The organism is Pseudalkalibacillus hwajinpoensis (assembly GCF_039851965.1).
Classification (GTDB): Bacteria; Bacillota; Bacilli; order Bacillales; family Guptibacillaceae; genus Guptibacillus; species Guptibacillus hwajinpoensis_E.
In genome coordinates this window covers 2160275-2185254 of the sequence record NZ_CP156674.1, presented here as the reverse complement: position 1 = coordinate 2185254, position 24980 = coordinate 2160275, and the positions used below count along the sequence as shown (strand labels likewise).

General features: G+C 43.6%; 20 protein-coding genes, 3 tRNA genes, 3 rRNA genes and 1 other RNA gene. 22 read left to right on the top strand and 5 right to left on the bottom strand.

The features are described 5' to 3' along the window. Window positions 1-62 precede the first annotated feature (62 nt). Window positions 63-155, top strand: a tRNA-Ser gene (locus ABFG93_RS11535). Window positions 156-291: 136 nt separating this feature from the next. Here ABFG93_RS11535 and ABFG93_RS11530 read toward each other — a convergent pair. Together ABFG93_RS11530 and ABFG93_RS11525 are read right to left on the bottom strand one after the other, a co-directional pair. Further along, a complete protein-coding gene (locus tag ABFG93_RS11530) occupies window positions 292-960 on the bottom strand; it encodes a deoxynucleoside kinase (protein WP_347548188.1) in 669 nt (222 codons plus the stop codon). Beyond that, a complete protein-coding gene (locus tag ABFG93_RS11525; protein WP_347548187.1) occupies window positions 957-1598 on the bottom strand; it encodes a deoxynucleoside kinase in 642 nt (213 codons plus the stop codon). Before ABFG93_RS11525 ends, ABFG93_RS11530 begins: the two co-directional genes overlap by 4 nt. A 177-nt stretch (window positions 1599-1775) precedes the next feature. On the opposite strand from ABFG93_RS11525, the gene ABFG93_RS11520 reads away from it, so the two are divergent. Continuing rightward, the gene (locus tag ABFG93_RS11520; RefSeq protein ID WP_347548186.1) at window positions 1776-2978 is read left to right on the top strand and encodes a cation:proton antiporter; all 1203 of its coding nucleotides are present in this window, start codon (window positions 1776-1778) and stop codon (window positions 2976-2978) included. 633 nt (window positions 2979-3611) lie between these two features. Here ABFG93_RS11520 and ABFG93_RS11515 read toward each other — a convergent pair. Then, window positions 3612-6176 carry a heavy metal translocating P-type ATPase gene (locus ABFG93_RS11515; RefSeq protein WP_347548185.1) on the bottom strand — a complete coding sequence of 855 codons (2565 nt, stop codon included), beginning with the start codon at window positions 6174-6176 and terminating at the stop codon, window positions 3612-3614. A gap of 25 nt (window positions 6177-6201) precedes the next feature. After that, complete coding sequence (locus ABFG93_RS11510; protein WP_347548184.1) at window positions 6202-6570, bottom strand: ArsR/SmtB family transcription factor; 369 nt, start codon at window positions 6568-6570, stop codon at window positions 6202-6204. A 376-nt stretch (window positions 6571-6946) separates the two neighbouring features. Here ABFG93_RS11510 and ABFG93_RS23100 point away from each other — a divergent pair, with 376 nt between their 5' ends. The 8 genes from ABFG93_RS23100 (at window position 6947) to ABFG93_RS11475 (ending at window position 13707) form a co-directional block, all read left to right on the top strand. Continuing rightward, the gene (locus ABFG93_RS23100; protein WP_431521995.1) at window positions 6947-7135 is read left to right on the top strand and encodes a hypothetical protein; all 189 of its coding nucleotides are present in this window, start codon (window positions 6947-6949) and stop codon (window positions 7133-7135) included. A gap of 4 nt (window positions 7136-7139) precedes the next feature. Further along, window positions 7140-7586: a hypothetical protein gene (locus ABFG93_RS23095; protein WP_431521994.1), complete on the top strand. Its 447-nt coding sequence runs from the start codon at window positions 7140-7142 to the stop codon at window positions 7584-7586. A 453-nt stretch (window positions 7587-8039) separates the two neighbouring features. After that, window positions 8040-9146 (top strand): 4-hydroxyphenylpyruvate dioxygenase, encoded by a 1107-nt coding sequence (gene hppD / locus ABFG93_RS11500; RefSeq protein WP_347552821.1) that lies wholly within the window; start codon window positions 8040-8042, stop codon window positions 9144-9146. 40 nt (window positions 9147-9186) lie between these two features. Beyond that, window positions 9187-9816 carry a flavin reductase family protein gene (locus tag ABFG93_RS11495; protein ID WP_347548183.1) on the top strand — a complete coding sequence of 210 codons (630 nt, stop codon included), beginning with the start codon at window positions 9187-9189 and terminating at the stop codon, window positions 9814-9816. 5 nt (window positions 9817-9821) lie between these two features. After that, window positions 9822-10727, top strand: a complete 906-nt coding sequence (locus tag ABFG93_RS11490; RefSeq protein WP_347548182.1) for a fumarylacetoacetate hydrolase family protein — start codon at window positions 9822-9824, stop codon at window positions 10725-10727. Then, entirely contained in the window at window positions 10708-11868 is a 1161-nt protein-coding gene (locus ABFG93_RS11485; protein WP_347548181.1) for a homogentisate 1,2-dioxygenase, read from the top strand. Before ABFG93_RS11490 ends, ABFG93_RS11485 begins: the two co-directional genes overlap by 20 nt. 113 nt (window positions 11869-11981) lie before the next feature. Next, window positions 11982-12057: transfer RNA gene (locus ABFG93_RS11480), tRNA-Arg, on the top strand. 663 nt (window positions 12058-12720) lie between these two features. Further along, a complete protein-coding gene (locus tag ABFG93_RS11475) occupies window positions 12721-13707 on the top strand; it encodes a hypothetical protein (protein ID WP_347548180.1) in 987 nt (328 codons plus the stop codon). A gap of 41 nt (window positions 13708-13748) precedes the next feature. Here the strand turns inward: ABFG93_RS11475 and ABFG93_RS11470 are convergent, their stop codons facing one another. Further along, window positions 13749-14372 carry a cysteine hydrolase family protein gene (locus tag ABFG93_RS11470; RefSeq protein WP_347548179.1) on the bottom strand — a complete coding sequence of 208 codons (624 nt, stop codon included), beginning with the start codon at window positions 14370-14372 and terminating at the stop codon, window positions 13749-13751. A 96-nt stretch (window positions 14373-14468) separates the two neighbouring features. On the opposite strand from ABFG93_RS11470, the gene tadA reads away from it, so the two are divergent. The 12 genes from tadA (at window position 14469) to ABFG93_RS11410 (ending at window position 24827) form a co-directional block, all read left to right on the top strand. Further along, window positions 14469-14993, top strand: coding sequence for a tRNA adenosine(34) deaminase TadA (tadA, locus tag ABFG93_RS11465; protein ID WP_347548178.1), 525 nt, complete (start codon window positions 14469-14471; stop codon window positions 14991-14993). 42 nt (window positions 14994-15035) lie between these two features. Beyond that, window positions 15036-15128, top strand: a tRNA-Ser gene (locus ABFG93_RS11460). A gap of 100 nt (window positions 15129-15228) precedes the next feature. Beyond that, window positions 15229-15495, top strand: an RNA gene (gene ffs / locus ABFG93_RS11455) — signal recognition particle sRNA large type. Window positions 15496-15636: 141 nt separating this feature from the next. Further along, window positions 15637-17331 (top strand): DNA polymerase III subunit gamma/tau, encoded by a 1695-nt coding sequence (gene dnaX, locus ABFG93_RS11450; protein WP_347548177.1) that lies wholly within the window; start codon window positions 15637-15639, stop codon window positions 17329-17331. A gap of 40 nt (window positions 17332-17371) precedes the next feature. Further along, a complete protein-coding gene (locus ABFG93_RS11445) occupies window positions 17372-17692 on the top strand; it encodes a YbaB/EbfC family nucleoid-associated protein (protein ID WP_431522087.1) in 321 nt (106 codons plus the stop codon). 11 nt (window positions 17693-17703) lie between these two features. After that, a complete protein-coding gene (recR, locus tag ABFG93_RS11440) occupies window positions 17704-18300 on the top strand; it encodes a recombination mediator RecR (RefSeq protein WP_347548175.1) in 597 nt (198 codons plus the stop codon). A 16-nt stretch (window positions 18301-18316) separates the two neighbouring features. Next, window positions 18317-18535 carry a YaaL family protein gene (locus tag ABFG93_RS11435; RefSeq protein ID WP_347548174.1) on the top strand — a complete coding sequence of 73 codons (219 nt, stop codon included), beginning with the start codon at window positions 18317-18319 and terminating at the stop codon, window positions 18533-18535. Between the two features lie 71 nt (window positions 18536-18606). Beyond that, window positions 18607-18873: a pro-sigmaK processing inhibitor BofA family protein gene (locus tag ABFG93_RS11430; RefSeq protein WP_347548173.1), complete on the top strand. Its 267-nt coding sequence runs from the start codon at window positions 18607-18609 to the stop codon at window positions 18871-18873. Between the two features lie 299 nt (window positions 18874-19172). Next, window positions 19173-20723 (top strand): 16S ribosomal RNA (locus ABFG93_RS11425). Window positions 20724-20991: 268 nt separating this feature from the next. Further along, window positions 20992-23921: ribosomal RNA gene (locus tag ABFG93_RS11420) — 23S ribosomal RNA — on the top strand. 175 nt (window positions 23922-24096) lie between these two features. Further along, window positions 24097-24213, top strand: a 5S ribosomal RNA gene (gene rrf, locus ABFG93_RS11415). The 16S, 23S and 5S rRNA genes sit together here, the layout of an rRNA operon. 416 nt (window positions 24214-24629) lie before the next feature. Next, window positions 24630-24827, top strand: coding sequence for a sigma factor G inhibitor Gin (locus tag ABFG93_RS11410; protein WP_347548172.1), 198 nt, complete (start codon window positions 24630-24632; stop codon window positions 24825-24827). The last annotated feature ends 153 nt before the right edge of the window (window positions 24828-24980 follow it).

The window sequence follows — 24980 nt, the reverse complement described above, 5'->3', positions numbered from 1 at the left end:
GACATTATTATTATCCGATGATAAGATATTACTTGTCTCAGTTAGTTAACAACTTAACACACGGAGGAATACCCAAGTCTGGCTGAAGGGATCGGTCTTGAAAACCGACAGGGGCTTAATCGCCCGCGGGGGTTCGAATCCCTCTTCCTCCTCCATTTACTAATTGATAACCAACGCGCATATAATTTGGAGATTATATCAGACCGCTGTCTACGCCGACAGCGGTTTTTTTTTATTTTCCAATAGTATTTACCAAAAAAGCTATCCAGAAATGGATAGCTCTTTTTGGTCTTAACGAGTTATTGAAGGAACCTGATTAAATTTCTGTTCAATTCGTTTTAAGATCAGTTCGATCGAAGAAGGATCGTTGACAAGGTCATACTCATTTATGTTTAAGCGAAGGATTGGGCAAGCATTAAAGCTATCAATCCAGTTCGTATAGCGCTCGTACATTTCTTCCCAGTATGCAGTTGGCGTTTGTTGTTCCATTGGCCGTCCGCGTTCTTTAATGCGTCCCACTACATCCTCAAATGAGCCTTCAAGGTAAATCATTAAGTCAGGATGGGGGAAGAAAGGTGTCATGACCATTGATTGAAAAAGATTGGTGTACGTGTCATAATCCACGCTCGACATCGTTCCTTTTTCATAATGCATCTTCGCAAAGATGCCAGTATCTTCATAAATGGAGCGGTCCTGTACAAAGCCGCCTCCATATTCAAACATTCGTTTCTGTTCTTTAAATCGCTCTGCAAGGAAATAGATTTGCAAATGGAAACTCCAGCGAGAGAAGTCGTTATAGAATTTTTCAAGGTAGGGATTATTGTCCACCTTTTCAAGAGATGTTCTAAATTGCAAGGCATTAGCAAGTGAGCTAGTAATGGTGGATTTTCCAACGCCTACCGTACCAGCAATAGTGATCACGGCATCTTGTGGAATGTTGTACTTTTCTCTGAGGTTCATCTAACAGGGTCTCCTTTTTTCAATGTATGTTCGAGGGATTGGAAGATCGTGTGCAAGTCCTCTTCATTGGAGACAAAATCCATCTCGTCACCATTAAAACGGAGAACTGGAATATCTGGATGATGTGCTTCAAATTCTTGCATGAAACGTTCATAATCAGAAGAAAGTCGCTCTAGATAGGCGGGATCAATGCTTTTCTCAATTTGCCTTCCTCTTTGCGAAATGCGTTCCAATAATGTTTCCAAACTCGCATTTAAATAAATGATAACGTTTGGTTCAGGCATGCCCTCGGTTAAAATGTCGTAGATTCTCATGTATTTAGAAAAGTGTTTATCATTAAGAGTCTGTTGCGCGAAAATTTTGTTCTTAAAAATATGGTAATCAGAGATGACAGGAAGATGTCTTGATAAATGGAACTTGTCCATTTCCTCTAATTGTTTGTATCGATGGCTGAGAAAAAACATCTCGGTTTGGAAACTCCACTCTTCAATATTGTCGTAGAATTTACCGAGAAAAGGGTTCTCTTCTACAATTTCTTGAAAAAGTGTAAATTGATAGTGAGCAGCAATTGCTCGAGATAGAGAAGTCTTTCCAACACCGATTGGGCCCTCGACGGCAATAAATGGGGTCTGGTTCATACGTATCCTCCTCCGTCGTTTCCTATAGCAGACCAGATCTTGCTTTTAATAGACAAAGATTATTGTAGCATAGACATAGGATGGTTGACAGGGATAATGCGTGATGGTTATCGGTAAATATAGCCTCCTGTTTTAGACCGATTAACTATGGGAAGTTAATAATAGGAAAGGAGTGGAATGATGGATTCACACCAAATTCTGATTCTCTTATTTATTGGTTATCTAGTCTATACCATTGATAAAAAACAGAAGAACTTTCCAGCTCCATTAGTGCTTTTGCTTCTAGGTATTGTTCTTTCCTTTATCCCATTCTTTGAATCTGTACATATTACGAAAGCAATTATTTTTGAATGGTTTTTACCAGCTCTACTATTTATTTCAGCTTACCAGTTTCCTTTTTCTCATTTAAAAAAGCATGCTGGGGTTACAACGGTTCTTAGTACAGTTGGACTCATGTTAAGTGCTCTTCTTCTTGGAGGGTTATTATACGTATTCAGTGGTCCATTTCTTCCACTGTCCTTTGTCGGTGCGCTGTTGATCGCTTCCATCCTAACACCTACTGACCCGGTTTCTGTTGTTTCAATTTTAAAACAAGCATCAAAAGATCCTAAGATAGCAGACGTCGTTGAAGGAGAATCCATGGTTAATGATGGGACAAGTATCGTTCTCTTTACGCTATTTGCAGGTATGTATTTAGAGGGGAAGACTTTTTCAATCAGTTCCTTTGTCTATGATTTCGTTCTTGTTTCTCTTGGTGGAATTATCATTGGTGCACTATTCGGATGGGTAGTCTGTAGGGCGATTTATGTGACTCATCAACGTCAGTACCAGGTAATGTTAAGTATTGTTCTCGCGTACGGAAGTTTTTATGTGGCAGAACAGTTTGGGGTTTCAGGCGTTCTTTCGGTCGTCACTGCAGGGATTGTCCTTTCATTTGAGCTTGAGCGTTTAATTAAAGAATCTCACTACAGGGAGTATTTGAATAGTTTCTGGGAAGTTGTCGAACCAAGTATTCTAGCCCTTATCTTTTTGTTGATTGGTATTGAAACAACAAACTATCTAGCTTTTGATCAATGGGTATTTGCTGGCATCATATTTGTTGCATCTATTCTTGTTCGTTTTCTTGTTCTTTCCGGTATTATTAAATCTTTTCCGGCATGGAGAAAGGAATTTAATTGGAAAGATATCTCACTTGTCACCTGGTCTGGCATTCGCGGAACAATGTCAGTGGCATTGCTCCTTAGTCTTGAATCAGAGTATGGATCTGGAGACAGCACGCTCATTTCCCTCACATTTGGTGCCGTCCTCCTATCGCTTGTCTTTCAAAGTCTCACGATCTATCCACTTTCAAGTTATTTTGAAAGGAAGGCCGGTTATTAGTAACGGGTTCCGTTACCTATCGCAAAACCTTATTTTTTATATGAAAACGCAAGGGAAAATGTACTGGAATCTGCACTATGATTTGTAGTGTATTTGCAAAAAAAAATAAGCCACATCTTAATCCCTCTGGGATTGAGATGTGGCTTTTATTCAGTCTTGACTTATTCAATTAAAGCCCCTCGATACAAGAAGATGGATAATAAGATAAAATCGATTTATCTCTCTTTTATCATCATGACATTCGTAGTTTGATAACCTAACTTTTGATATAAACCCCTTTACTTTAAGGCTCATGAATTCCAATGAATTTCAAAATTACTTTTCTTCAGCGATTGAGGATTATGCTAAAGAAAAAGTTATGTCTAAAAATTGGAATCAGAAAGAGGCAATAGATAAAGCCAGACAGGAATACGAGACACTCTTACTGAAAGGAGAAAAAACAGTTAATAACTACATATCAAATTGCTTCCTCCCTTACTTCGCTTGGGCCTAGTTGTTGAATCAACGCTCCTCTTATCTGGAAGATTCGATATCAAGATAATTTCTTAATGACTCACAAACTTCTGTGGCTGTTCTTATAGAGAGGCAGTATTGAATAACAGGTATGTAAAATAGAGAGGCACGAAACCCTCCCTATTTTTGCCTCAATAATCTCATACTGTTAAGAATAACCAGTAGGGCTGCACCCGTATCACTCAAAACAGCCATCCATAAGGTTAAGAATCCTGGAAAGATTAAAACAAGCGCGGCTAATTTAGTAATTAAGGAGAACCAAATATTCTGCTTAATGATGTTCATTGCTTTACGGCTCAAACGGATGGTGTGTGGCAGCTTCTCCAAATTATCTGCCATGAGAACAATATCGGCTGTTTCCATGGCTGTATCCGTCCCTGCGCCGCCCATGGCGATTCCAAGATCAGCTGTGGCTAAAGCCGGTGCATCATTGATCCCATCTCCCACCATTGCTACACTTTTTCCTTCATTTTGTAATTTCTTAATTGCCGTCACTTTGTCTTCAGGTAATAATTCAGCAAAGTAACGATCGACACCTGTTTCGCTAGCGATTTTTTTCGCCGTTCCTTCATTATCTCCTGTCAACATCACCATCTCTTTCATTCCTACTCCCTTGAGTGTCTGAATCGATTGAACGGTAATGTCTCGGATTGTATCAGCAACAGCGAAAATCCCTAGAATTTCTGTAGAAGTACCAACGACTACAAGCGTGTTTCCATCTCTTTGTAAAGACTCGATACGTCCTTCTATATCATTAAGGGAAACGTTCATTTCTTTAAACAACTTCGGGTTTCCGGCAAAGTATTCAGCCCCCTCTATGGTAGCTTGTGCTCCTTTCCCCGCAATCGCTTTAAACGCTTTCCCTTCCTTAACAGGAATATCTCGTTCTTCTGCGTAAGTGGTAATGGCTTGAGCGATTGGGTGGGTGGAATACTCTTCAATAGTTCGTGCAATAGCGATGAGTTTTTCCCTATCGTTATTAAGGGCAATCACTTCCGCAACTTTTGGTTTCCCTTCTGTCAAGGTCCCTGTCTTATCAAAAGCAATCGCTTGAATCGCTCCAGCTTTCTCTAAGAACGTTCCTCCTTTGATTAAAACTCCATTCTTAGCTGCATTTCCAATAGCCGATACGATGGCTACAGGAGTGGAGATGACGAGGGCACACGGGCAAGCCACTACTAATAATGCAAGCCCTTTATAGAGCCACTCTCCCCAGGTGCCGAATCCAAACAACGGAGGTAGAACCATCACGGAAAGGGCTAGAACAAAAACAATCGGAGTGTAGACACTGGCAAAACGATCGACAAACGCTTGGGTGGGGGCTTTCTTCTCTTGAGCCTCTTCCACCAAATGAATGATCTTGGCAATTGTTGTATCCTTCACTAATTTCTTAACCCTTATATCTAAAGATCCACTTTCATTAACCGTACCAGCATAAACGGTGTCCCCTTGTTGTTTATCTACAGGTAGGGATTCTCCAGTAATCGGAGCCTGATTAATACTGGAAGCGCCGATTAGGACTTCCCCATCCAGAGGGATTTTTTCTCCTGGTTTGACGATGATGACATCATTGACCTCCACTTCTTCCACAGCTTTCCGGATCAGTTGATCCCCAGATTTAACTGTAGCTTCCGAAGGCGTGAGATTTATCAGACTTCTTATGGATTCTCTAGTACGCTCAATGGATCTGTTTTGTAGCGTATTCCCTAAGGCGAAAAGCCATACGACAGTCGCACCTTCAAACCATTCTCCAATAAGGGCTGCTCCTATCGCTGCAGAAGCCATTAGAACATTCATGTCCAGGGAACCACTTTTAATCGCATAAAAGGCACTCTTCACTGGCTTAAAACCACCGATAACAATAGCCATTGCATATAAGGCCGTAATGAACTCAACCGGAACATTTGAAAAAGACCCCGCAAAACCAAGGGCTAGAAAAATTCCGGAAATTGTTGTTGTATTAGGTCTCCCCTTTTTCTTACCTGACGCTTGATCTTTTTGGTGTTCGGATGAATCTAATGAAGCGTCAAAGCCGGCCCTTTGTACTTCTTTTACAATTTCCATTTGATTCGTAGTGTGATCCACCTGCATTTTCCCTGTGGAGAAGCTCACTCGAACCTCTTGCACATTTGGATTTCTACTCAGGTGTTTTTTAATGGTCATGGCACAAGAGCCACAATCCATGCCTTCGATTTTATAGGTTTCCATGTTTTTATCTGAACCTACGAGTTCAGCTTCAAAGCCTAATTTTCGTACTTGGTTAGGAATCTGATTGTAGATAGAGGGATCTTCCGCACCGACCGCCATTTTTCCAGTTCCATAATGGACCTGAACAGATTGGATTCCTTTAGTCTTCCGTAAGCCTTTCTCAATAGTGGCTGCACAAGAAGGACAGTCCATCCCATTAATTTTGTACTCGATAATATTCTTTTTCTCTTCTTTCTTTTCATCCTGAATGTGGTTGTTACTCTCAGTTGTACTACAGCATGATGAAGTTGTTGCTTCCCTTGGTGCCTCATTTTCGCAACATGTAGAAGATATAGAAACATTTTCTTCTTTCTCTCTGTTATGTGAATTTTGGTTTTCTCCCCCAGAACAGCAGGAACCGGTTACTGTGGTTTGAGGATCTCCCGAGTCCTGAATGCTAGAACAGCAGCTTGATTGTGCTTCTTTATCAATTTTCATTTGTGTACCTCCCATTCGACGACTGTTAAGCTTCCTTTGAGTGTAATAATGCAATCGAAACTAATTGATGAACATGCTCATCAGCTAAGGAATAAAAAACTAGCTTTCCCTCTTTGCGATACTTCGCTAATTTCATGTTTCGTAATAACCTTAAATGATGAGAAGCTGTAGCCGTCGTAGATCCGATAATATTAGCTACATCACAGACACAAAGTTCCTTTTCTAACGTTAAAGCATAGGCAATCTTTATTCGTGTAGCATCTGATAGGGCTTTAAAAATCAATTCTACGCCCTCCACCTTTTCGATTTCCGGCTGCACTCGTTGAACAAGTGCTTCATCGTAACAAAACGTATCACATGTATCTTTGGCTTTTTTTATTACTTTTTTACTCATTATATACACCTTCATTCTAATAATCGTTTGAATATTTGTTTATACTGTATGATTCTGACGACTCAAAGTCAACACAAAATATTCAAATAGTCATTTGAATGATAAAAGAGACTTCATTTCTGAACTCTCTTCGTTCCTGAAATTATTCTATTAATTTTCCATTTATAAGTTTTAATAAGGGGAATCCTCTTATTAAAAAACAAGAAAAGCCCCCTTTACCAGAAGAATTGATTTCGAGATGTCCATAGATAAAAGTTTTTTTAAATCACCATTTAAACTTACCTCTAAATATTTGAACAACCCCTTTAGATTACTTATTGATTTTGAGGAATGAAAAAAATCCCTATAGCAATAAATTTTGGAAGGAGTAGGTTTGATGAAAAAATTATTGTTTATGATGTTAACTTTGTTATTTCTTCTAAACATGCTACCTGGGTTAATTAGTGCCAATGGGAACACAGAGGAACAATGTATTAGTCAATCAGAGGTGAAATTCGAAAATGAATTCAGGAGACTTTGGATTGATCATGTAAAGGCTTCTGAAAAATCAGGAGGATATCGGTAATGCTGTGAAGCCGATATACGGAGAGGACGCAGGGAATAAACTTACGGATTTGCTTAAGGAGCATATTGTTATTGCTGGCAAGATTGTAGATGCAGCTAAAAACGGTAAGGAAGACATGGTTAAGCAGCTAAACCAAGAATGGTATAGAAATGCTGATGATATAGCGGCGTTCCTTAGTGGGGCCAACCCAAATTTAAAAAATGAGGAATTAAAAAAGTTGTTGTATAAGCATTTGGAAATGGTGACAGATGACTTAACAGCAAGCTTAAAACAAGATTGGGATGCAAGAATCGTTGCGATTGATGAAGGGGTCACCCAAATAATCTTAATGGCAGATGCAATCTCTGAGGGAGTTGTAAAACAGTCCCAGAGAAGTTTAAAAAATAAATTAAAGAAGCTTCAGCACGAGGCTGGAGCTTCTTTAATTTATTTTGACAAAAGAGGTTATTAAAGTTTCAAAAACCTCTATTATCTCAAATTCAAGTCTTCCATTATCCTGCCCGTTTGTGGAACAACTTCAAATGAGTATCTAACCCTAATTTTAACATATTACCCCATATAGCTTTAGGTAAAGTTCGCGAACGCCTTTGCTCTTCGTAGAAATCTGTATCTGAAAGTGAGAGTGAAAATGCAAGCCAATTTGTATCCTTACACTGGTTATTGTAAGGATACAAATTGATATACAAATCGACGTGCAATTTATATCCTGCTGGTTATTCACTCTGAACACAAAGAACGTGTTCAAATTGAATGCCTCCAGTGCCTGCCGGGTCTAACCCGTCCACTTTCGCTTTTCATTTAATGCGTTATGGCTTTAGTGGGAGTTCTTGAAAGGAAATGGAAAAAGCTATACGTTTAAGCTGAGTGATAAACTAATTCTGGAGGGATTATTGTGCAGGAACAAATGTTGAATCAAAATCAACAGGACACCGCTGACTTTTTCCCGGTTCATGATGTCGATTATTTGGAGATTTATGTAGGAAATGCCAAACAAGCGAGTCATTATTTCTGTAAGGCGTTTGGTTTTAAACCTGTCGCATATTCAGGGCTTGAAACAGGGGATCGTGAAAAGGTTTCTTATGTTTTGCAGCAAAATAATATCCGACTTGTTCTTTCTGGGGCGCTGTCGAATGATCATCCAATTGCAGAGTTTTTCAAATTACATGGAGATGGTGTGAAGGATATTGCTCTTACGGTGGAAAATGTTGAAAGGGCTTACAAAGAGGCGGCCAAACGTGGAGCTATTGAGTTAAGTCCACCGAAGGAATACAGGGATGAGCATGGCGTAGTGAAAATGGCGGTTATCGGAACATATGGTGACACGATTCATACGCTTGTTGAGCGTAAAAACTACCCTGGTATTTTTCTTCCTGGATATACAAAATTCGAAGGGAATATTCCTTCAGAGGAAACAGGACTTCTTGGCATCGATCACTGTGTTGGAAATGTGGAATCGATGGAAGAGTGGGTTTCTTATTATGAAAACGTAATGGGTTTTAAACAAATGATTCATTTTGATGATGAGGATATTAGCACGGAGTATTCCGCGTTAATGTCGAAGGTAATGCATAATGGCGGGCGTATTAAATTTCCAATCAATGAACCAGCGAATGGAAAGCGTAAATCTCAAATACAGGAGTACCTGGATTATTATAACGGTCCTGGTGTCCAACATATTGCTGTACTAACGAATGATATTGTCGATACGGTTGGCAAGCTTCGTGCGGGGGGCGTTGAATTTCTTGAAACGCCAGATGATTATTATGAAGTGTTAACAGAACGCGTAGGAGAGATTGATGAAGAGATTGGTAAACTTCGGGAATTGAAAATTCTCGTTGATCGTGATGATGAAGGCTATCTTCTTCAGATTTTTACAAAGCCTGTCGTTGATCGGCCAACGTTATTCATTGAAATCATCCAGCGAAAAGGAGCAAAAGGATTCGGTGAAGGGAACTTCAAAGCACTTTTTCAAGCGATTGAACGAGAGCAGGAACGACGAGGCAACTTATAGAAGATAGCACGATCACACCTATAAAGGAGTTGCCAGTTATATGAAAGTTCAACCGGATACGCTTGCCTGGAAAGAGGCTTATAAATTACTAATTGGATCAGTACTCCCCCGTCCAATTGCTTTTGTTTCAAGTGTAGATCGTAACGGTGATGTGAATCTCGCACCTTTTAGCTTTTTTACAGGGATCTGCGCAGAACCAATGATGGTTTGCTTTTCGCCGATGCGTAAAGCGGGTGAAGGCGGAAAGAAAGACACGCTGCTAAATATTGAGGAAACGAAGGAATTCGTCATTAATATCGTCGGTGAAAAAATTGTAGAACAGATGAATGAGTGTGCGACGCCATTTGAACACGGAATTGATGAGTTTCATGCTTCCGGGCTTACAAAAGAAGATAGCGAGCTTGTTAAAGCACCCCGGGTGAAGGAAAGCGATGTACAGCTTGAGTGTGTTCTTGATCAGATTGTTGAATTTGGTGATCAAGAAGGCGCAGGTAGTCTTGTCATTGGGAAGGTTGTTATGGTTCATGTACGTGATGAGTTATACAATGATGGAAAGATTAATACGGAGGCACTGCAGCCAGTAGGGCGTTTAGCAGGTCAGGAGTATACACGGGCTGTGTCAGATACGTTTAGGTTAGTTAGAAAAACCACTTCTGATAGGAAGAGCTGAGACCTTTGAAATACGTAACGTTTGAAGTGAGGGGAAGAATACAAGCGGGTATTGTTGTAGACGATCGCATCGTTGGTCTGCATGAAGCATCTAACGGTAGGATTCCAGAAGATCTCCTGGTTATCGTACAAAACTATGATTGTTATAAGCCACTTATTAAAGACGTGCAGCATGCCGGATACAAGATTGAGGATGTGAAGTTACTTGCACCTCTTCCTCGGCCTGCAAGCATCAGGGATTTTTATGCTTTCGAAGAGCACGTTGTGACGGCGAGAGGGAAAAGAGGACTCGGTGTTGTACCAGAATGGTATGAGATCCCTGTTTTTTATTTTTCAAATCACCATGCTGTTAAGGGACCAGGCGATTTGATCAAACGACCCGATTCATGTAAAAAGCTCGATTATGAGCTTGAAATCGCCTGTGTAATTGGAAAAGAAGGTCGGAATATTAAAGCTAATGAAGCAGCAGAATACATTTTCGGTTATATGATCATGAATGATTGGAGCGCTAGAGATCTTCAAGCGAAGGAAATGAAGGTTGGACTTGGTCCTGCTAAAGGGAAGGACTTCGCGACGTCATTTGGACCTTATCTTGTTACGAATGAAGAGTTGCCAACTAAGGAAGAACGCCTCAATCTAGAGATGGAAGCTTTTGTTAATGGAGAACGTTGTTCCTCAGGAAATGCGAGAGACATGTATTATTCATTCGGACAGATCATTGAACAGGCTTCACGGGATGTCACGTTGTATCCCGGTGAAGTGATTGGATCAGGCACAGTGGGCAGTGGCTGTATCCTAGAGCAAACGGGGCGAAACTGGTTGTCACCAGGTGATCATGTCGAACTTTCGATTACCCAACTTGGTAAGCTTCTTAATGTTGTGGGGGAGGAGGATGAGAATGGTTTATTATAGAAGACTTGGTGATATTCCGCATAAACGGCATACTACTTTCAAGAAACAGGATGGGTCACTTTATCGAGAACAAGTAATGGGGACGAAAGGTTTTTCAGGTGTCCAGTCGATCCTGTACCATCATCATTTTCCAACGGCAGTGAAAGAAGTGACATTTCTTAAAAACACGCTTCCAGAATATGAAGCGCAGGGTGCACTGAGCCATCGACATTTCCGAACAGCAAAATGCGACAAAAGAGGAGATGCGGTTGTCGACAGGTGTTATTTCCTGGGGAATGAAGATGTGTTGCTAGGTGTTGTAAATCCAGCAGAGAAAATGACTTATTTTTACCGGAATGGAGATGGTGATGAGCTTTTCTTCATTCATCATGGTTCTGGGAAAATTGAAACGATGTTTGGGGAAATATCATATAGACCTGGCGATTATATTGTAATGCCAATTGGTACAATCTACCGCGTTGTACCTGAAGGGCAAAATCGCTGGCTCGTGATTGAATCCAATAGTGCGATTACAACGCCGCGGAGATATCGAAATGAATTTGGACAGTTGATGGAGCACAGTCCATTCTGTGAACGCGATATAACTGGACCTGATAAACTTGTTTCGCACGATATCAAAGGGGAGTATGAAGTGTTAACAAAAACGAGGGGCGGCTTACATTGTCATCTTTTCGACCATCATCCGCTGGACGTCGTTGGATGGGATGGCTATCTTTATCCATGGAAATTTAACATTAATGATTTTGAACCGATTACAGGAAGAGTTCATCAGCCACCACCCGTGCACCAGACGTTCGAAGGAAATAATTTCGTAGTCTGCTCGTTTGTACCGAGACTCTATGACTATCATCCAGACTCGATTCCAGCACCTTATTTTCATAGTAATGTCGATAGTGATGAAGTGCTTTATTATGTAGAAGGCAGCTTCATGAGTCGGAAAGGGATTGAAGAAGGCTCGATCACCTTGCACCCATCAGGCATACCACATGGACCACATCCAGGGAAAATAGAAGCAAGCATTGGCAAAAAAGAAACGCTCGAGCTTGCTGTCATGATTGATACGTTTCGCCCGCTTAAAGTCATTGAGCATGCTCATATATATGAAGATGAGAATTATATGAAGAGCTGGGTAACGGATTAGATTAGCTAATGAGGAGAAATGAACGGAATTAGCAGCACGGTCCAGTGGCCGTGCTGATTAATAATCAATACTCTTTTGCTTTCTCTCATTTTATTGTATAATGTTATTCATTCGGCCCCGTAGCTCAGGGGATAGAGCAACGGTTTCCTAAACCGCAGGTCGGAGGTTCGATTCCTCTCGGGGCCACCATTTAAATCCTTATGATATAAGGGTTTTTTATTTTTACATTTTTTACATAACTCTGTTACCAAAAGCGTGTGGGATCACACGCTTTTACTTTTGTCTTAAAGGGATTTCCTTTTTCAATAGCGAAGAAGTAACACATGAGAGTATCTTGCTGCCTTTCCCATACCTAAAGCGGTTCAGATTGACTCGTTTGTATATAAGACTGACGAGCGGGTAGATATCAATATGAGATTTACAAGAAAATTAAAGAGTTAACGTATAAGCAGCATAAAGAAAAGCAATTGCGACCCTCTTTGGATCAGAAATGGTACTGGATCCTCTCTTTTATAATGAAGGTGGGGTAGCGTTTACTATACTTTTTCACAGGAATGAAAACAATACCGTGTTTCTCGATCCCGGCGTTTCTGATCAAGTAGAGATAACGGCCGTTAATGATAAGGGAGAGCAGTTAGCAATCAGTCTAGAGGGTGAGCGTGATCAACTGAAGTTTATGATCGACCGAGGGTTCTTTGAAAGGTCAAAAGAGATTGAGGTCAGAATTTCCCACTTGAGTCCAACTGGGAAATTGAACTTATCGAACAGTAGATTCATTGTTAAAAAATGCAAGCTAATGCCCAATAAAGGTGATATGATAGAAATAGTATGGAGAGTTGGGAGGCTTTCAAGTTGGATGATTGGAAAGGTGCAGCGGCCGAACTGTTTCGAACCGTAGGAATCAATCTTAAATCTGAGCTTGCGCCCCTTGTAAATGGCGTGCAGTCTGTTTTCTCAGACAACCCGTGGGGACAGCTTTTCTTATTGTTGCTTATTCTTCTTGTAGCTGCTCAAGGAATGAGTGCTATTGCTCAGCTTTATGATCGTGCGTTCAGGCAAACGATTGAGCGAAAAATGGAGACGAATTCGCATCTACATAACTTTTTTAAAGGTTTTCTACATCATAAGCGCTCAGAAGGTTGGATGAAGGATTCGGTCTGGCAGCAAAAGGAACTACAGCGCTTTGATTTATATGAGCTCGAATGGTTAAAGGCTGAGCTTTCTACTGCAGAAGAGGATTTTCGTGACTATCGTCCTCAAACCTTATTTGCAGGAGTGATCTTCTCACTTATTGCGCTCCTTCTTGTCTGGTTTTACGAGTGGACGATTTTCGAGCGAGAGATTCTCGCGATCCTACTACCGGTTTTGATTGTGAGCTGGTGCATGGGACTTGTATTCTATAAAATTGGTATCAAAAAGCGGTTTTATCGATCGTTAACTACAAGCGTTCAACTGGCCATTTCGACTAAGAAGGTACAGGACGTGATGATCTACATCGATTCTGATTTGAAGCGATACAAAACAGAGCGCGTGACGACTGATGGTGGGTATTATGAAGTCGTACGCTGCATGACCTGCCTGTATCATTCTAAGTATCTAGAAGAAGTCCGCTTTCAGATCAATGATACTGTTCTTGCATTCACTGCAAAAGAACGTGTTATCGAGGTCACTGTAAGCAGTGAGTTTGGCAGTACTTTCTTAATCGACCGACTGGAATTCAGGGATGGCTACTGTCAGAGTTTGCGAAAAGGAAGCAAGCTTTTCGATGATAAGTTGATGGTAACATACTTGAATGCTGCTTTTGAGCAACGCCCTGCTTATTTTCAAACTAGCTCATAACCTAAATAGACCCCCCTTCTTTTCAAAGGAGGGGGGTCTTTCTATCCTTCATATGCTGTTTTTACCTGTCTGTCATTTGCCTTTGAAATGAGTTCTTTCAAGTTTAATTCTGTTGATGGTTCCGTGCTAGCTTTAAGGTTTCCTTCCATTAATCGAAGCGCGTATTCATTATCTTCCTCAAGATTCGAAGCGCAGCAGTTAGAAGGGATATAGAGGTCGTACTCCCTCATATAAGCATCATTCGCTGTAAAGAGTACGCAAATGTTTCCGGCGAACCCGGTGAGAATCAGTGTATTAACCTTTAAAAACTTTAGTAATGTAGAAAGTGGAGTAGAAAAGAAGCCTGAATGCTTTGGCTTCACCACCGTATAATCATCGTCTTCTGGCTCAAGGCGATCAACGAGGTGCTGCCCATTTGCTTCCGCTGCATAGTTAATCACTTTTTTGAAATCAGATTGCCATAATCCATAGTTGTCGTTGACATAGATAACTGGGAGACCTTGTGATTTTGCCTCTTTCTTTAATGCGGCAATGTTGTCGGCGGTCTCTTCTGTATAACGTGCAAGCAACTCTGCATCTTTAAAGTCGAGTGTATTTATAACATCAATTAGTAATAGTGCAGCTGAGGTATTCTGATCTTTCTGTTCGATATGATCTTTGCTCATTTGATCTCCTCTCCTTATAATAGAAATAAGTACTGGAATAATATGTAGTTTACCCAATCTGTTTTTAGATAAAACGAGAATGAAGGAGTACCTAATATGGAAGACCAACAGCATCGTGATGACTATTTTATGAGCAGAGCGATTGTAGAAGCAAAGAAAGCAGAAGAAATAGGGGAGGTTCCGATTGGAGCTGTTATTGTCAAAGGTGATCGAGTGATTGCTTCTGCATATAACCTGCGAGAAACGGAACAACGAGCTGTGGCTCATGCGGAATTACTCGCTATTGACGAAGCATGCAGGGTGGTAGGAAGCTGGCGTCTAACTGGCTGCACGCTTTATGTGACGCTTGAACCCTGTGCCATGTGCAGTGGTGCTATTGTTCTCTCCAGGGTTGAGCGGGTTGTATTCGGTGCAAGTGATCCAAAAGGTGGGTGCGCAGGTACGTTAATGAACTTGCTTCATGATGAGCGGTTCAACCATCAGTCCGTGGTTACAGAAGGCGTACTCGAAGAGAAATGCGGTGGGATGCTAACAAGTTTTTTTCGAGGGTTAAGGGAAAAACGAAAGGAAGAAAAAAGGCGTGATAAGGAGCAAACACCATTCGTTGATAAACTAGAATAGACATGATATAGTGTTTTCTGTGCCAATAAGGCATCGACGGATGGAGGCGTACCCAAGTCTGGCTGAAGGGGGCTGACTCGAAATCAGTTAGGACGTTCACGCGTCGCGGGGGTTCAAATCCTCTCGCCTCCGCCATTTACAATAAATGGTGTATCGGACCTGTTGCTAAAAAGGTAGAAATGCGATATACTATATTTTGCACCAAACGAGTGCACTAACAATGTTATCAAATTTGCCGTGCTAGGTGGGGAATTAGCGGTGCCCTGTACTCGCAATCCGCTACAGCGAGACTGAATCCCTTCCCGAGGTTTAGCTACTGCAGGGTCTGACCTGAATAAGTGGTGTTGACATTCGGGTCCTGCGCAACAGAGTCCTACGAATCCTGTCAGGTCCGGAAGGAAGCAGCAGTAAGTAGGTTCCCTCTGTGTGCCGCGGGAGTGCCCGGATCGAGCTAACTGTTCAGGTAACGCCTGTGGTTGCTTTATCGAAGGAAGGTGCACGGTTTACTTAATAAAATGCACAAACTCACTCTTTTATCGGGAGTGAGTTTTTTTATGCCGTTTTAACAGGAATGGTTTTTGAATTAGCCAGCCTGACACGGTATAATAGAAAAGTATGAAGAGGTTAGGAGGAGAGTAGGCGAATGAGTTATCAAGCGCTATATCGCGTTTGGCGACCACAAACTTTCGAAGATGTGGTAGGCCAGAAGCACGTAACACGAACAATCCAAAACGCACTCATGCAGCAGAAAATCTCTCACGCCTATTTGTTTACAGGACCTCGAGGAACGGGAAAGACAAGTGCTGCTAAAATTATTGCGAAAGCGATCAACTGTGAGAAAGCACCGGTAGCTGAACCGTGTAATGAATGTTCAGCCTGCCTTGGTATAACGGATGGTTCGATCTCGGATGTGATTGAGATTGACGCAGCTTCCAATACAGGGGTCGATGATATCCGTGATATCCGTGATAAGGTGAAGTATGCACCGAGTTCTGTTTCATATAAGGTGTATATTATAGATGAGGTTCACATGCTTTCAACCGGGGCGTTCAATGCGCTTCTTAAAACACTTGAAGAGCCTCCAAAACATGTCGTCTTCATTCTTGCTACGACAGAGCCTCATAAGATTCCACTAACGATTATCTCAAGATGTCAGCGATTTGACATGAGACGGATTACCGCCCAGGATATCGTTGGTCGCCTGCAAACTATTATTCAGGCCCAGGACATACAGGTTGAGGAAGATGCCCTTTATCAGGTAGCTCGTGCTGCAGATGGCGGGATGCGGGATGCGCTAAGTATTCTTGATCAGGCCATCTCTTATAGTGAAGCTGAGGTTGTTCTTGATGATGTGCTTGCCGTTACAGGTAGTGTGTCTCAAAAGATGATCTCCAACATTGCGATGGCTTTTTTCGAAAAAGACGTTGCTAAAGCATTGAATGCGGTAGAAGAGTTAATGGAGCATGGAAAGGACGCTGCGCGCTTCCTAGAAGATTTGATTTATTATTACCGTGACTTGCTACTATACCAAACAGCCCCACAGCTTGAAGAAGTGGTCGAACGAGTTAAGATCGATGAAACCTTCCAGCATCTTGGGGACAATTGCTCAAAAGAGTGGATTTATGCGGTTATTGAAACATTAAATCGCAGCCAACAAGAGATGAAGTGGACAAACCATCCACGTATTTTCCTTGAACTCGCACTTGTGCAAATTTGTCAGGAAGAAACGAGTAGTCAGGCAACCCAGGATCAAAGCGAGCTTCTCAATCGTATTGAGAAACTAGAGCAAGAGCTCACGACTTTGAAAGAAAACGGCATCGCGGTGAAACAACAAGCAGAAGATGAACAGGCTTCATCAAAGCCAAAAAAACAATTTAAACCATCTAGACAGAAATCCGGTGTCTCTCATGGTAAAATAAAAGAGATGCTAAAGAAAGCAACAAAGCAGGATTTGATGAAGGTGAAAAGTGTCTGGGGAGAAGTAATGGAGAACGTGCGTCAGGAAAAAGTATCGGCACACGCCTGGTTAAAGGATAGTGAACCGGTCGCTTCAACTGAAAAATCGTTTCTGTTATCTTTCCAATATGACATGCACTGCCAGATGGCAATGAAGGACAACATTCGCGGTACTCTCGAACAGGTGCTGTCACGAACACTTGGCAGGCAACTTGAGATGGTTGCGATTGTGGAAGAAGAATGGCAGCAAATTCGTGCAGAGTTTTTAAAAACGCGAGATGAGTCAGAACCCGATAAGGAAGGCGAAGAGCCCGCAGAAGATCCATTGATTGCTGAGGCAAGGCGTCTTGTCGGTGATGATTTGTTAGATATCCAAACATAAACCAATTAATTAAAGGAGGAATTTTATTATGAAACGCGGCATGGGTGGCGGAGGAAATATGAATAATATGATGAAGCAAATGCAGAAAATGCAGAAGGATATGGCGAAAGCTCAAGAAGAACTGAAAGACAAGGTTGTTGAAGGTTCTGCTGGTGGCGGTATGGTTCTTGTAAAAGCAAATGGCCATAAAGAAATTCTTGAAGTAATTGTTAAAGAAGAAGTTGTGGATCCTGATGATATCGATATGCTTCAAGATCTTGTTCTTGCTGCAACGAATGATGCTCTTCGTAATGTTGACGAAATGGTCAATAAAGACATGGGCAAATTCACACAGGGTCTTAATATGCCTGGAATGTTTTAGGGGGTATGCAGGTGCATTATCCTGAACCGATATCAAAACTGATCGACAGTTTTATGAAATTGCCGGGAATCGGACCAAAAACGGCGGTCCGCCTGGCTTTTTTCGTTCTTGAAATGAATGATGATGATGTGCTTGATTTTGGTAAAGCACTCGTAAATGCAAAGCGACAGCTTACGTATTGCTCGATCTGTAATCACATTACCGATACAGATCCATGTCGAATCTGTTCAGATTCCCATCGAGATGATTCTGTGATCTGTGTGGTTCAAGATGCAAAAGATGTGATTGCAGTCGAGAAAATGAAGGACTATACAGGTCTTTATCACGTTCTTCATGGAGCTATCTCTCCTGTTGAAGGAATTGGACCGGAAGATATTAAAGTACCAGAACTATTGAAGCGTCTGCAGGATGACAAAGTAACGGAGATCATTCTAGCAACCGACCCTACTATAGAAGGTGAAGCAACAGCGATGTACATTGCGCGCCTTGTAAAACCAACTGGAATCCGGATTACTCGGATCGCACATGGTCTTCCGGTGGGCGGTGATCTTGAATATGCTGATGAGGTTACGCTCTCTAAAGCAATGGAAGGTCGACGTGAACTGTAGCATCAGGAGGTAACCAATGTTATTCAAACGTAAGGGCTATTTGCGGAAACAGACTGATGAGCATTTGCTTGAGACGCTTCACGAATTGAAAGACATATGGTACAAGCAGAAAGAAATCGTAGAGCGCAGTGTTGAGCCTTCTGGAGCAGTTCTTGCGAAGCTTAAAGTTGATGAAGCGAAGTATTTCTTTCTATTAAAAGAAGCAAAGCGACGAAAGGTTAGAATGGGGAAGTGAAAACTCCCCGTTCTTTTTTATTTGGACAGACATAAGCTTTACTAATTCTGAAAAAAGAGCGGAGGCCATCTATGGATCCTATACTCATCATCGGATTGTTTGTCATCAGTATTGTATTGCTTCTATTTATAGGAGCACCCTTAAAACCAATGCGGTGGGTTGGACAGGGGCTGATTAAGCTCGCCATCGGCGCCCTTCTACTATTTTTCTTAAATACATTTGGTACGCCTTTTGATCTCCATGTACCTATAAATCCAGGAACGGCAGCCGTGACAGGGTTTCTTGGAGTGCCAGGTCTTGTTGCGCTTGCTGCAATAGAACTTATTATTATAGGCTGATGAAACGGCTGGACCCTTTAAAAAGGAGTCCTTTTTGTTTTTTAAAGATAATTTCAAAATAAGGGTTGCATATGATTATTAACCCTGATATAGTTATATAGGTCGCCGAAACAAAGCGGTTGACGGAAAAAAGAATTAAAAAAAGTTGTTGACGGTAACTGAGTTAATATGGTATATTAATAAAGTCGCTGAAAACGACATTGGAAGAAACGAATCGATCTTTGAAAACTGAACGAAACGCCATGTAAGTAGTTGTTTCTACGGAAACAAACATTGTTTTAAAAGCTAGATTAAGCTTTCTATCGGAGAGTTTGATCCTGGCTCAGGACGAACGCTGGCGGCGTGCCTAATACATGCAAGTCGAGCGGAGATTTGGGAGCTTGCTCCCAAATCTTAGCGGCGGACGGGTGAGTAACACGTGGGCAACCTGCCCTGCAGACTGGGATAACTCCGGGAAACCGGAGCTAATACCGGGTAATACATCGCACCGCATGGTGTGATGTTGAAAGTTGGCCTCTGGCTAACACTGCAGGATGGGCCCGCGGCGCATTAGCTAGTTGGTAAGGTAATGGCTTACCAAGGCGACGATGCGTAGCCGACCTGAGAGGGTGATCGGCCACACTGGGACTGAGACACGGCCCAGACTCCTACGGGAGGCAGCAGTAGGGAATCTTCCGCAATGGACGAAAGTCTGACGGAGCAACGCCGCGTGAGTGACGAAGGCCTTCGGGTCGTAAAGCTCTGTTGTTAGGGAAGAACAAGTACCGTTCGAATAGGGCGGTACCTTGACGGTACCTAACCAGAAAGCCACGGCTAACTACGTGCCAGCAGCCGCGGTAATACGTAGGTGGCAAGCGTTGTCCGGAATTATTGGGCGTAAAGCGCGCGCAGGCGGTCCTTTAAGTCTGATGTGAAAGCCCACGGCTCAACCGTGGAGGGTCATTGGAAACTGGGGGACTTGAGTGCAGAAGAGGAGAGTGGAATTCCACGTGTAGCGGTGAAATGCGTAGATATGTGGAGGAACACCAGTGGCGAAGGCGGCTCTCTGGTCTGTAACTGACGCTGAGGCGCGAAAGCGTGGGGAGCAAACAGGATTAGATACCCTGGTAGTCCACGCCGTAAACGATGAGTGCTAGGTGTTGGGGGGTTCCACCCTCAGTGCTGAAGTTAACACATTAAGCACTCCGCCTGGGGAGTACGACCGCAAGGTTGAAACTCAAAGGAATTGACGGGGGCCCGCACAAGCAGTGGAGCATGTGGTTTAATTCGAAGCAACGCGAAGAACCTTACCAGGTCTTGACATCCTCTGACAATCCTGGAGACAGGACGTTCCCCTTCGGGGGACAGAGTGACAGGTGGTGCATGGTTGTCGTCAGCTCGTGTCGTGAGATGTTGGGTTAAGTCCCGCAACGAGCGCAACCCTTGATCTTAGTTGCCAGCATTCAGTTGGGCACTCTAAGGTGACTGCCGGTGACAAACCGGAGGAAGGTGGGGATGACGTCAAATCATCATGCCCCTTATGACCTGGGCTACACACGTGCTACAATGGACGGTACAAAGGGCAGCAACACCGCGAGGTGAAGCGAATCCCATAAAGCCGTTCTCAGTTCGGATTGCAGGCTGCAACTCGCCTGCATGAAGCCGGAATTGCTAGTAATCGCGGATCAGCATGCCGCGGTGAATACGTTCCCGGGCCTTGTACACACCGCCCGTCACACCACGAGAGTTTGTAACACCCGAAGTCGGTGGGGTAACCTTTATGGAGCCAGCCGCCGAAGGTGGGACAAATGATTGGGGTGAAGTCGTAACAAGGTAGCCGTATCGGAAGGTGCGGCTGGATCACCTCCTTTCTATGGAGAATTACGAGGTAACATTGGTTACCAACCTTACATGAGCGTTTCGTTTAGTTTTGAAAGAATGATTTACTTCTTTCAAAACAGGCTAGTCGAAGAAGCAGCAATGCCGATTCGAGTGATAGCCTTGTTCCTTGAAAACTAGATAGCATAAACAACGACATCCAATAATTATTATTTTTTTGCGTTAAATCTTTAGTAGTTAGTCACATCTAACGATGTGCATCGACGAAGTTAGAAGCGTTAAGCGACTAATGTAGTCTAAGGTTAAGCTACTAAGGGCGCACGGTGGATGCCTTGGCACTAGAAGCCTAAGAAGGACGGGACGAACACCGATATGCTTCGGGGAGCTGTAAGTACGCTTTGATCCGGAGATTTCCGAATGGGGGAACCCACCATCCGTAATGGGATGGTATCCATTTCTGAATACATAGGGAATGGAAGGCAGACCCGGGGAACTGAAACATCTCATTACCCGGAGGAAGAGAAAGCAAATGCGATTTCCTGAGTAGCGGCGAGCGAAACGGAATCAGCCCAAACCAGAGGGCTTGCCCTCTGGGGTTGTAGGACGTCTCTTTGGAGTTACAAAGGCACGGATAGACGAAGCGACCTGGAAAGGTCCATCACAGAAGGTAACAATCCTGTAGTCAAAATCCGCTGCCCTCCGAGACGGATCCTGAGTACGGCGGGACACGTGAAACCCCGTCGGAATCTGGGAGGACCATCTCCCAAGGCTAAATACTCTCTAGTGACCGATAGTGAACCAGTACCGTGAGGGAAAGGTGAAAAGCACCCCGGAAGGGGAGTGAAAGAGAACCTGAAACCGTGTGCCTACAACTAGTTGGAGCCCGTTAATGGGTGACAGCGTGCCTTTTGTAGAATGAACCGGCGAGTTACGATCCCGTGCAAGGTTAAGCTGATAAGGCGGAGCCGCAGCGAAAGCGAGTCTGAATAGGGCGACAGAGTACGTGGTTGTAGACCCGAAACCGGGTGATCTACCCATGTCCAGGGTGAAGTTCAGGTAACACTGAATGGAGGCCCGAACCCACGCATGTTGAAAAATGCGGGGATGAGGTGTGGGTAGCGGTGAAATGCCAATCGAACCCGGAGATAGCTGGTTCTCTCCGAAATAGCTTTAGGGCTAGCCTCGCGGCAAGAATCTTGGAGGTAGAGCACTGATTGGACTAGGGGTCCTTACCGGATTACCGAATCCAGTCAAACTCCGAATGCCAACGATTTATCCGCGGGAGTCAGACTGCGAGTGATAAGATCCGTAGTCGAGAGGGAAACAGCCCAGACCACCAGCTAAGGTCCCAAAGTATACGTTAAGTGGAAAAGGATGTGGCGTTGCTTAGACAACCAGGATGTTGGCTTAGAAGCAGCCATCATTTAAAGAGTGCGTAATAGCTCACTGGTCGAGTGACGCTGCGCCGAAAATGTACCGGGGCTAAACGTATCACCGAAGCTGTGGATTGTCTTACGACAATGGTAGGAGAGCGTTCTAAGGGCTGTGAAGTCAGACCGAAAGGACTGGTGGAGCGCTTAGAAGTGAGAATGCCGGTATGAGTAGCGAAAGACAAGTGAGAATCTTGTCCGTCGAAAGCCCAAGGTTTCCTGAGGAAGGCTCGTCCGCTCAGGGTTAGTCGGGACCTAAGCCGAGGCCGAAAGGCGTAGGCGATGGATAACAGGTTGATATTCCTGTACCACCTCCTTTCCGTTTGAACGACGGGGGGACGCAGGAAGATAGGGAGAGCGCGCTGCTGGAAATGCGCGTCCAAGCGATTAGGCTGGTGAATAGGCAAATCCGTTCACCGCGAAGGCTGAGTCGTGATGGCGAGGGAAATTAAGTACCGAAGTCCCTGATTCTACACTGCCAAGAAAAGCCTCTAGTGAGGAAAGAGGTGCCCGTACCGCAAACCGACACAGGTAGGCGAGGAGAGAATCCTAAGACGATCGGGAGAACTCTCGTTAAGGAACTCGGCAAAATGACCCCGTAACTTCGGGAGAAGGGGTGCTTCCTCGGGTGAATAGCCCAGGGGAGCCGCAGTGAAAAGATCCAAGCGACTGTTTAGCAAAAACACAGGTCTCTGCAAAGCCGTAAGGCGAAGTATAGGGGCTGACACCTGCCCGGTGCTGGAAGGTTAAGAGGAGGGGTTATCCCTTACGGGAGAAGCTCTGAATCGAAGCCCCAGTAAACGGCGGCCGTAACTATAACGGTCCTAAGGTAGCGAAATTCCTTGTCGGGTAAGTTCCGACCCGCACGAAAGGTGCAACGACTTGGATACTGTCTCAACGAGAGACCCGGTGAAATTATAGTACCTGTGAAGATGCAGGTTACCCGCGACAGGACGGAAAGACCCCATGGAGCTTTACTGTAGCCTGATATTGGATTTTGGTACAGCTTGTACAGGATAGGTAGGAGCCATAGAAGTCGGACCGCCAGGTTCGATGGAGGCGTCGGTGGGATACTACCCTGGCTGTACTGACATTCTAACCCAGCACCGTGATCCGGTGCGGAGACAGTGTCAGGTGGGCAGTTTGACTGGGGCGGTCGCCTCCTAAAGTGTAACGGAGGCGCCCAAAGGTTCCCTCAGAATGGTTGGAAATCATTCGCAGAGTGTAAAGGCACAAGGGAGCTTGACTGCGAGACCTACAAGTCGAGCAGGGACGAAAGTCGGGCTTAGTGATCCGGTGGTTCCGCATGGAAGGGCCATCGCTCAACGGATAAAAGCTACCCTGGGGATAACAGGCTTATCTCCCCCAAGAGTCCACATCGACGGGGAGGTTTGGCACCTCGATGTCGGCTCATCGCATCCTGGGGCTGAAGTAGGTCCCAAGGGTTGGGCTGTTCGCCCATTAAAGCGGTACGCGAGCTGGGTTCAGAACGTCGTGAGACAGTTCGGTCCCTATCCGTCGCGGGCGCAGGAAATTTGAGAGGAGCTGTCCTTAGTACGAGAGGACCGGGATGGACACACCGCTGGTGTACCAGTTGTTCCGCCAGGAGCATAGCTGGGTAGCTACGTGTGGAAGGGATAAGTGCTGAAAGCATCTAAGCATGAAGCCCCCCTCGAGATGAGATTTCCCACAGCATTAAGCTGGTAAGATCCCTTAGAGATGATGAGGTAGATAGGTTCGGGGTGGAAGCGTGGCAACACGTGGAGCTGACGAATACTAATCGATCGAGGGCTTAACCTAAAAACGAAAAGCGAAGTGAGCCATTTGGCTCATGGACCTGGACATATTGGATGAAAATTGTGCGTGCTATCTAGTTTTCAGGGAATGAAAATTTTTCTTGAACTTCATTAAGAAGTATAGTAAAATATATCTTGTCCTTGGTTAAACACTTTCTAGTGGATAAACCATTGATTAGTCTGGTAATGATGGCGAAGAGGTCACACCCGTTCCCATGCCGAACACGGAAGTTAAGCTCTTCAGCGCCGATGGTAGTTGGGGGATCTCCCCCTGCAAGAGTAGGACGTTGCCAGGCGACTAAGAGAAGCGAGAGACCAAATGGTTTCTCGCTTTTTTGTATGGTTTTATGTTTTGATTTACTGGTGTTCAACTGAAAGGCTTCATCGAAAGCTACGTAGGGGTGGGAGAAGCAAGAAATTCGAGGAAGCAAGTGATGGCAGACCGGAGTGGATATTCGGGAGATCCATGAGGATCTAGCATCGCGCAGCTGACGAAGAAGTTCGCCGCTTATCGAGCCCCGTATTAGCAGGTCAACAACCAAACATTTGTCCAACTATACCTACTAAATTTTATCTTCTTTTTATTAAAGACAGACACGGGATGAGTTTGGTCTACATACTCATAGATAGAAATGAATTTTATTTTAAAAAGGCGTGTTACTTGTATAAATCCATCATAACTGGGCAAAGCTTTTATCATGGAGGTGGAAGGATGGAGAATACAATGAGACAGACTGCTGGTGAATGCTGCCTCGTATGTGAAGAAACTAGTATAAGAGGGATTCATATATGCGGTCGCTTTATTTGCCATGATTGCGAACGTAAAGTAATTGAAACAGATACCAATCATGAAAATTATCAGTATTACTTAGAGAAGTTGCGGAAACTGCGACTTAGTCGCTTAGCATAAGCAGATAGCTGTAAAAAAAGCTATCTGCTTTTTGTTTTCCATCGGATTTGATGAATGAATGATACAAAAGCGGTATTTTCCAATAATAGAACTAACGGGGGCTACACTTCTCGTGTTACTCAGATAATGATAGAATACTAATATGAGATTAAC

Bases quoted from the DNA above. Each gene is read 5' to 3' on its own strand.
- tadA (WP_347548178.1), top strand. From the start codon at position 14,469: ATGGAAGACCAACAGCATCGTGATGACTATTTTATGAGCAGAGCGATT.
- ABFG93_RS11430 (WP_347548173.1), top strand. From the start codon at position 18,607: ATGGATCCTATACTCATCATCGGATTGTTTGTCATCAGTATTGTATTG.
- ABFG93_RS11515 (WP_347548185.1), bottom strand. From the start codon at position 6,176: ATGAAAATTGATAAAGAAGCACAATCAAGCTGCTGTTCTAGCATTCAG.
- ABFG93_RS11410 (WP_347548172.1), top strand. From the start codon at position 24,630: ATGGAGAATACAATGAGACAGACTGCTGGTGAATGCTGCCTCGTATGT.
- ABFG93_RS11470 (WP_347548179.1), bottom strand. From the start codon at position 14,372: ATGAGCAAAGATCATATCGAACAGAAAGATCAGAATACCTCAGCTGCA.
- ABFG93_RS11530 (WP_347548188.1), bottom strand. From the start codon at position 960: ATGAACCTCAGAGAAAAGTACAACATTCCACAAGATGCCGTGATCACT.
- ABFG93_RS11485 (WP_347548181.1), top strand. From the start codon at position 10,708: ATGAGAATGGTTTATTATAGAAGACTTGGTGATATTCCGCATAAACGG.
- ABFG93_RS11445 (WP_431522087.1), top strand. From the start codon at position 17,372: ATGGGTGGCGGAGGAAATATGAATAATATGATGAAGCAAATGCAGAAA.
- ABFG93_RS11435 (WP_347548174.1), top strand. From the start codon at position 18,317: ATGTTATTCAAACGTAAGGGCTATTTGCGGAAACAGACTGATGAGCAT.
- ABFG93_RS11520 (WP_347548186.1), top strand. From the start codon at position 1,776: ATGATGGATTCACACCAAATTCTGATTCTCTTATTTATTGGTTATCTA.
- hppD (WP_347552821.1), top strand. From the start codon at position 8,040: ATGTTGAATCAAAATCAACAGGACACCGCTGACTTTTTCCCGGTTCAT.
- ABFG93_RS11510 (WP_347548184.1), bottom strand. From the start codon at position 6,570: ATGAGTAAAAAAGTAATAAAAAAAGCCAAAGATACATGTGATACGTTT.
- dnaX (WP_347548177.1), top strand. From the start codon at position 15,637: ATGAGTTATCAAGCGCTATATCGCGTTTGGCGACCACAAACTTTCGAA.
- ABFG93_RS11525 (WP_347548187.1), bottom strand. From the start codon at position 1,598: ATGAACCAGACCCCATTTATTGCCGTCGAGGGCCCAATCGGTGTTGGA.
- ABFG93_RS23100 (WP_431521995.1), top strand. From the start codon at position 6,947: ATGAAAAAATTATTGTTTATGATGTTAACTTTGTTATTTCTTCTAAAC.
- ABFG93_RS11495 (WP_347548183.1), top strand. From the start codon at position 9,187: ATGAAAGTTCAACCGGATACGCTTGCCTGGAAAGAGGCTTATAAATTA.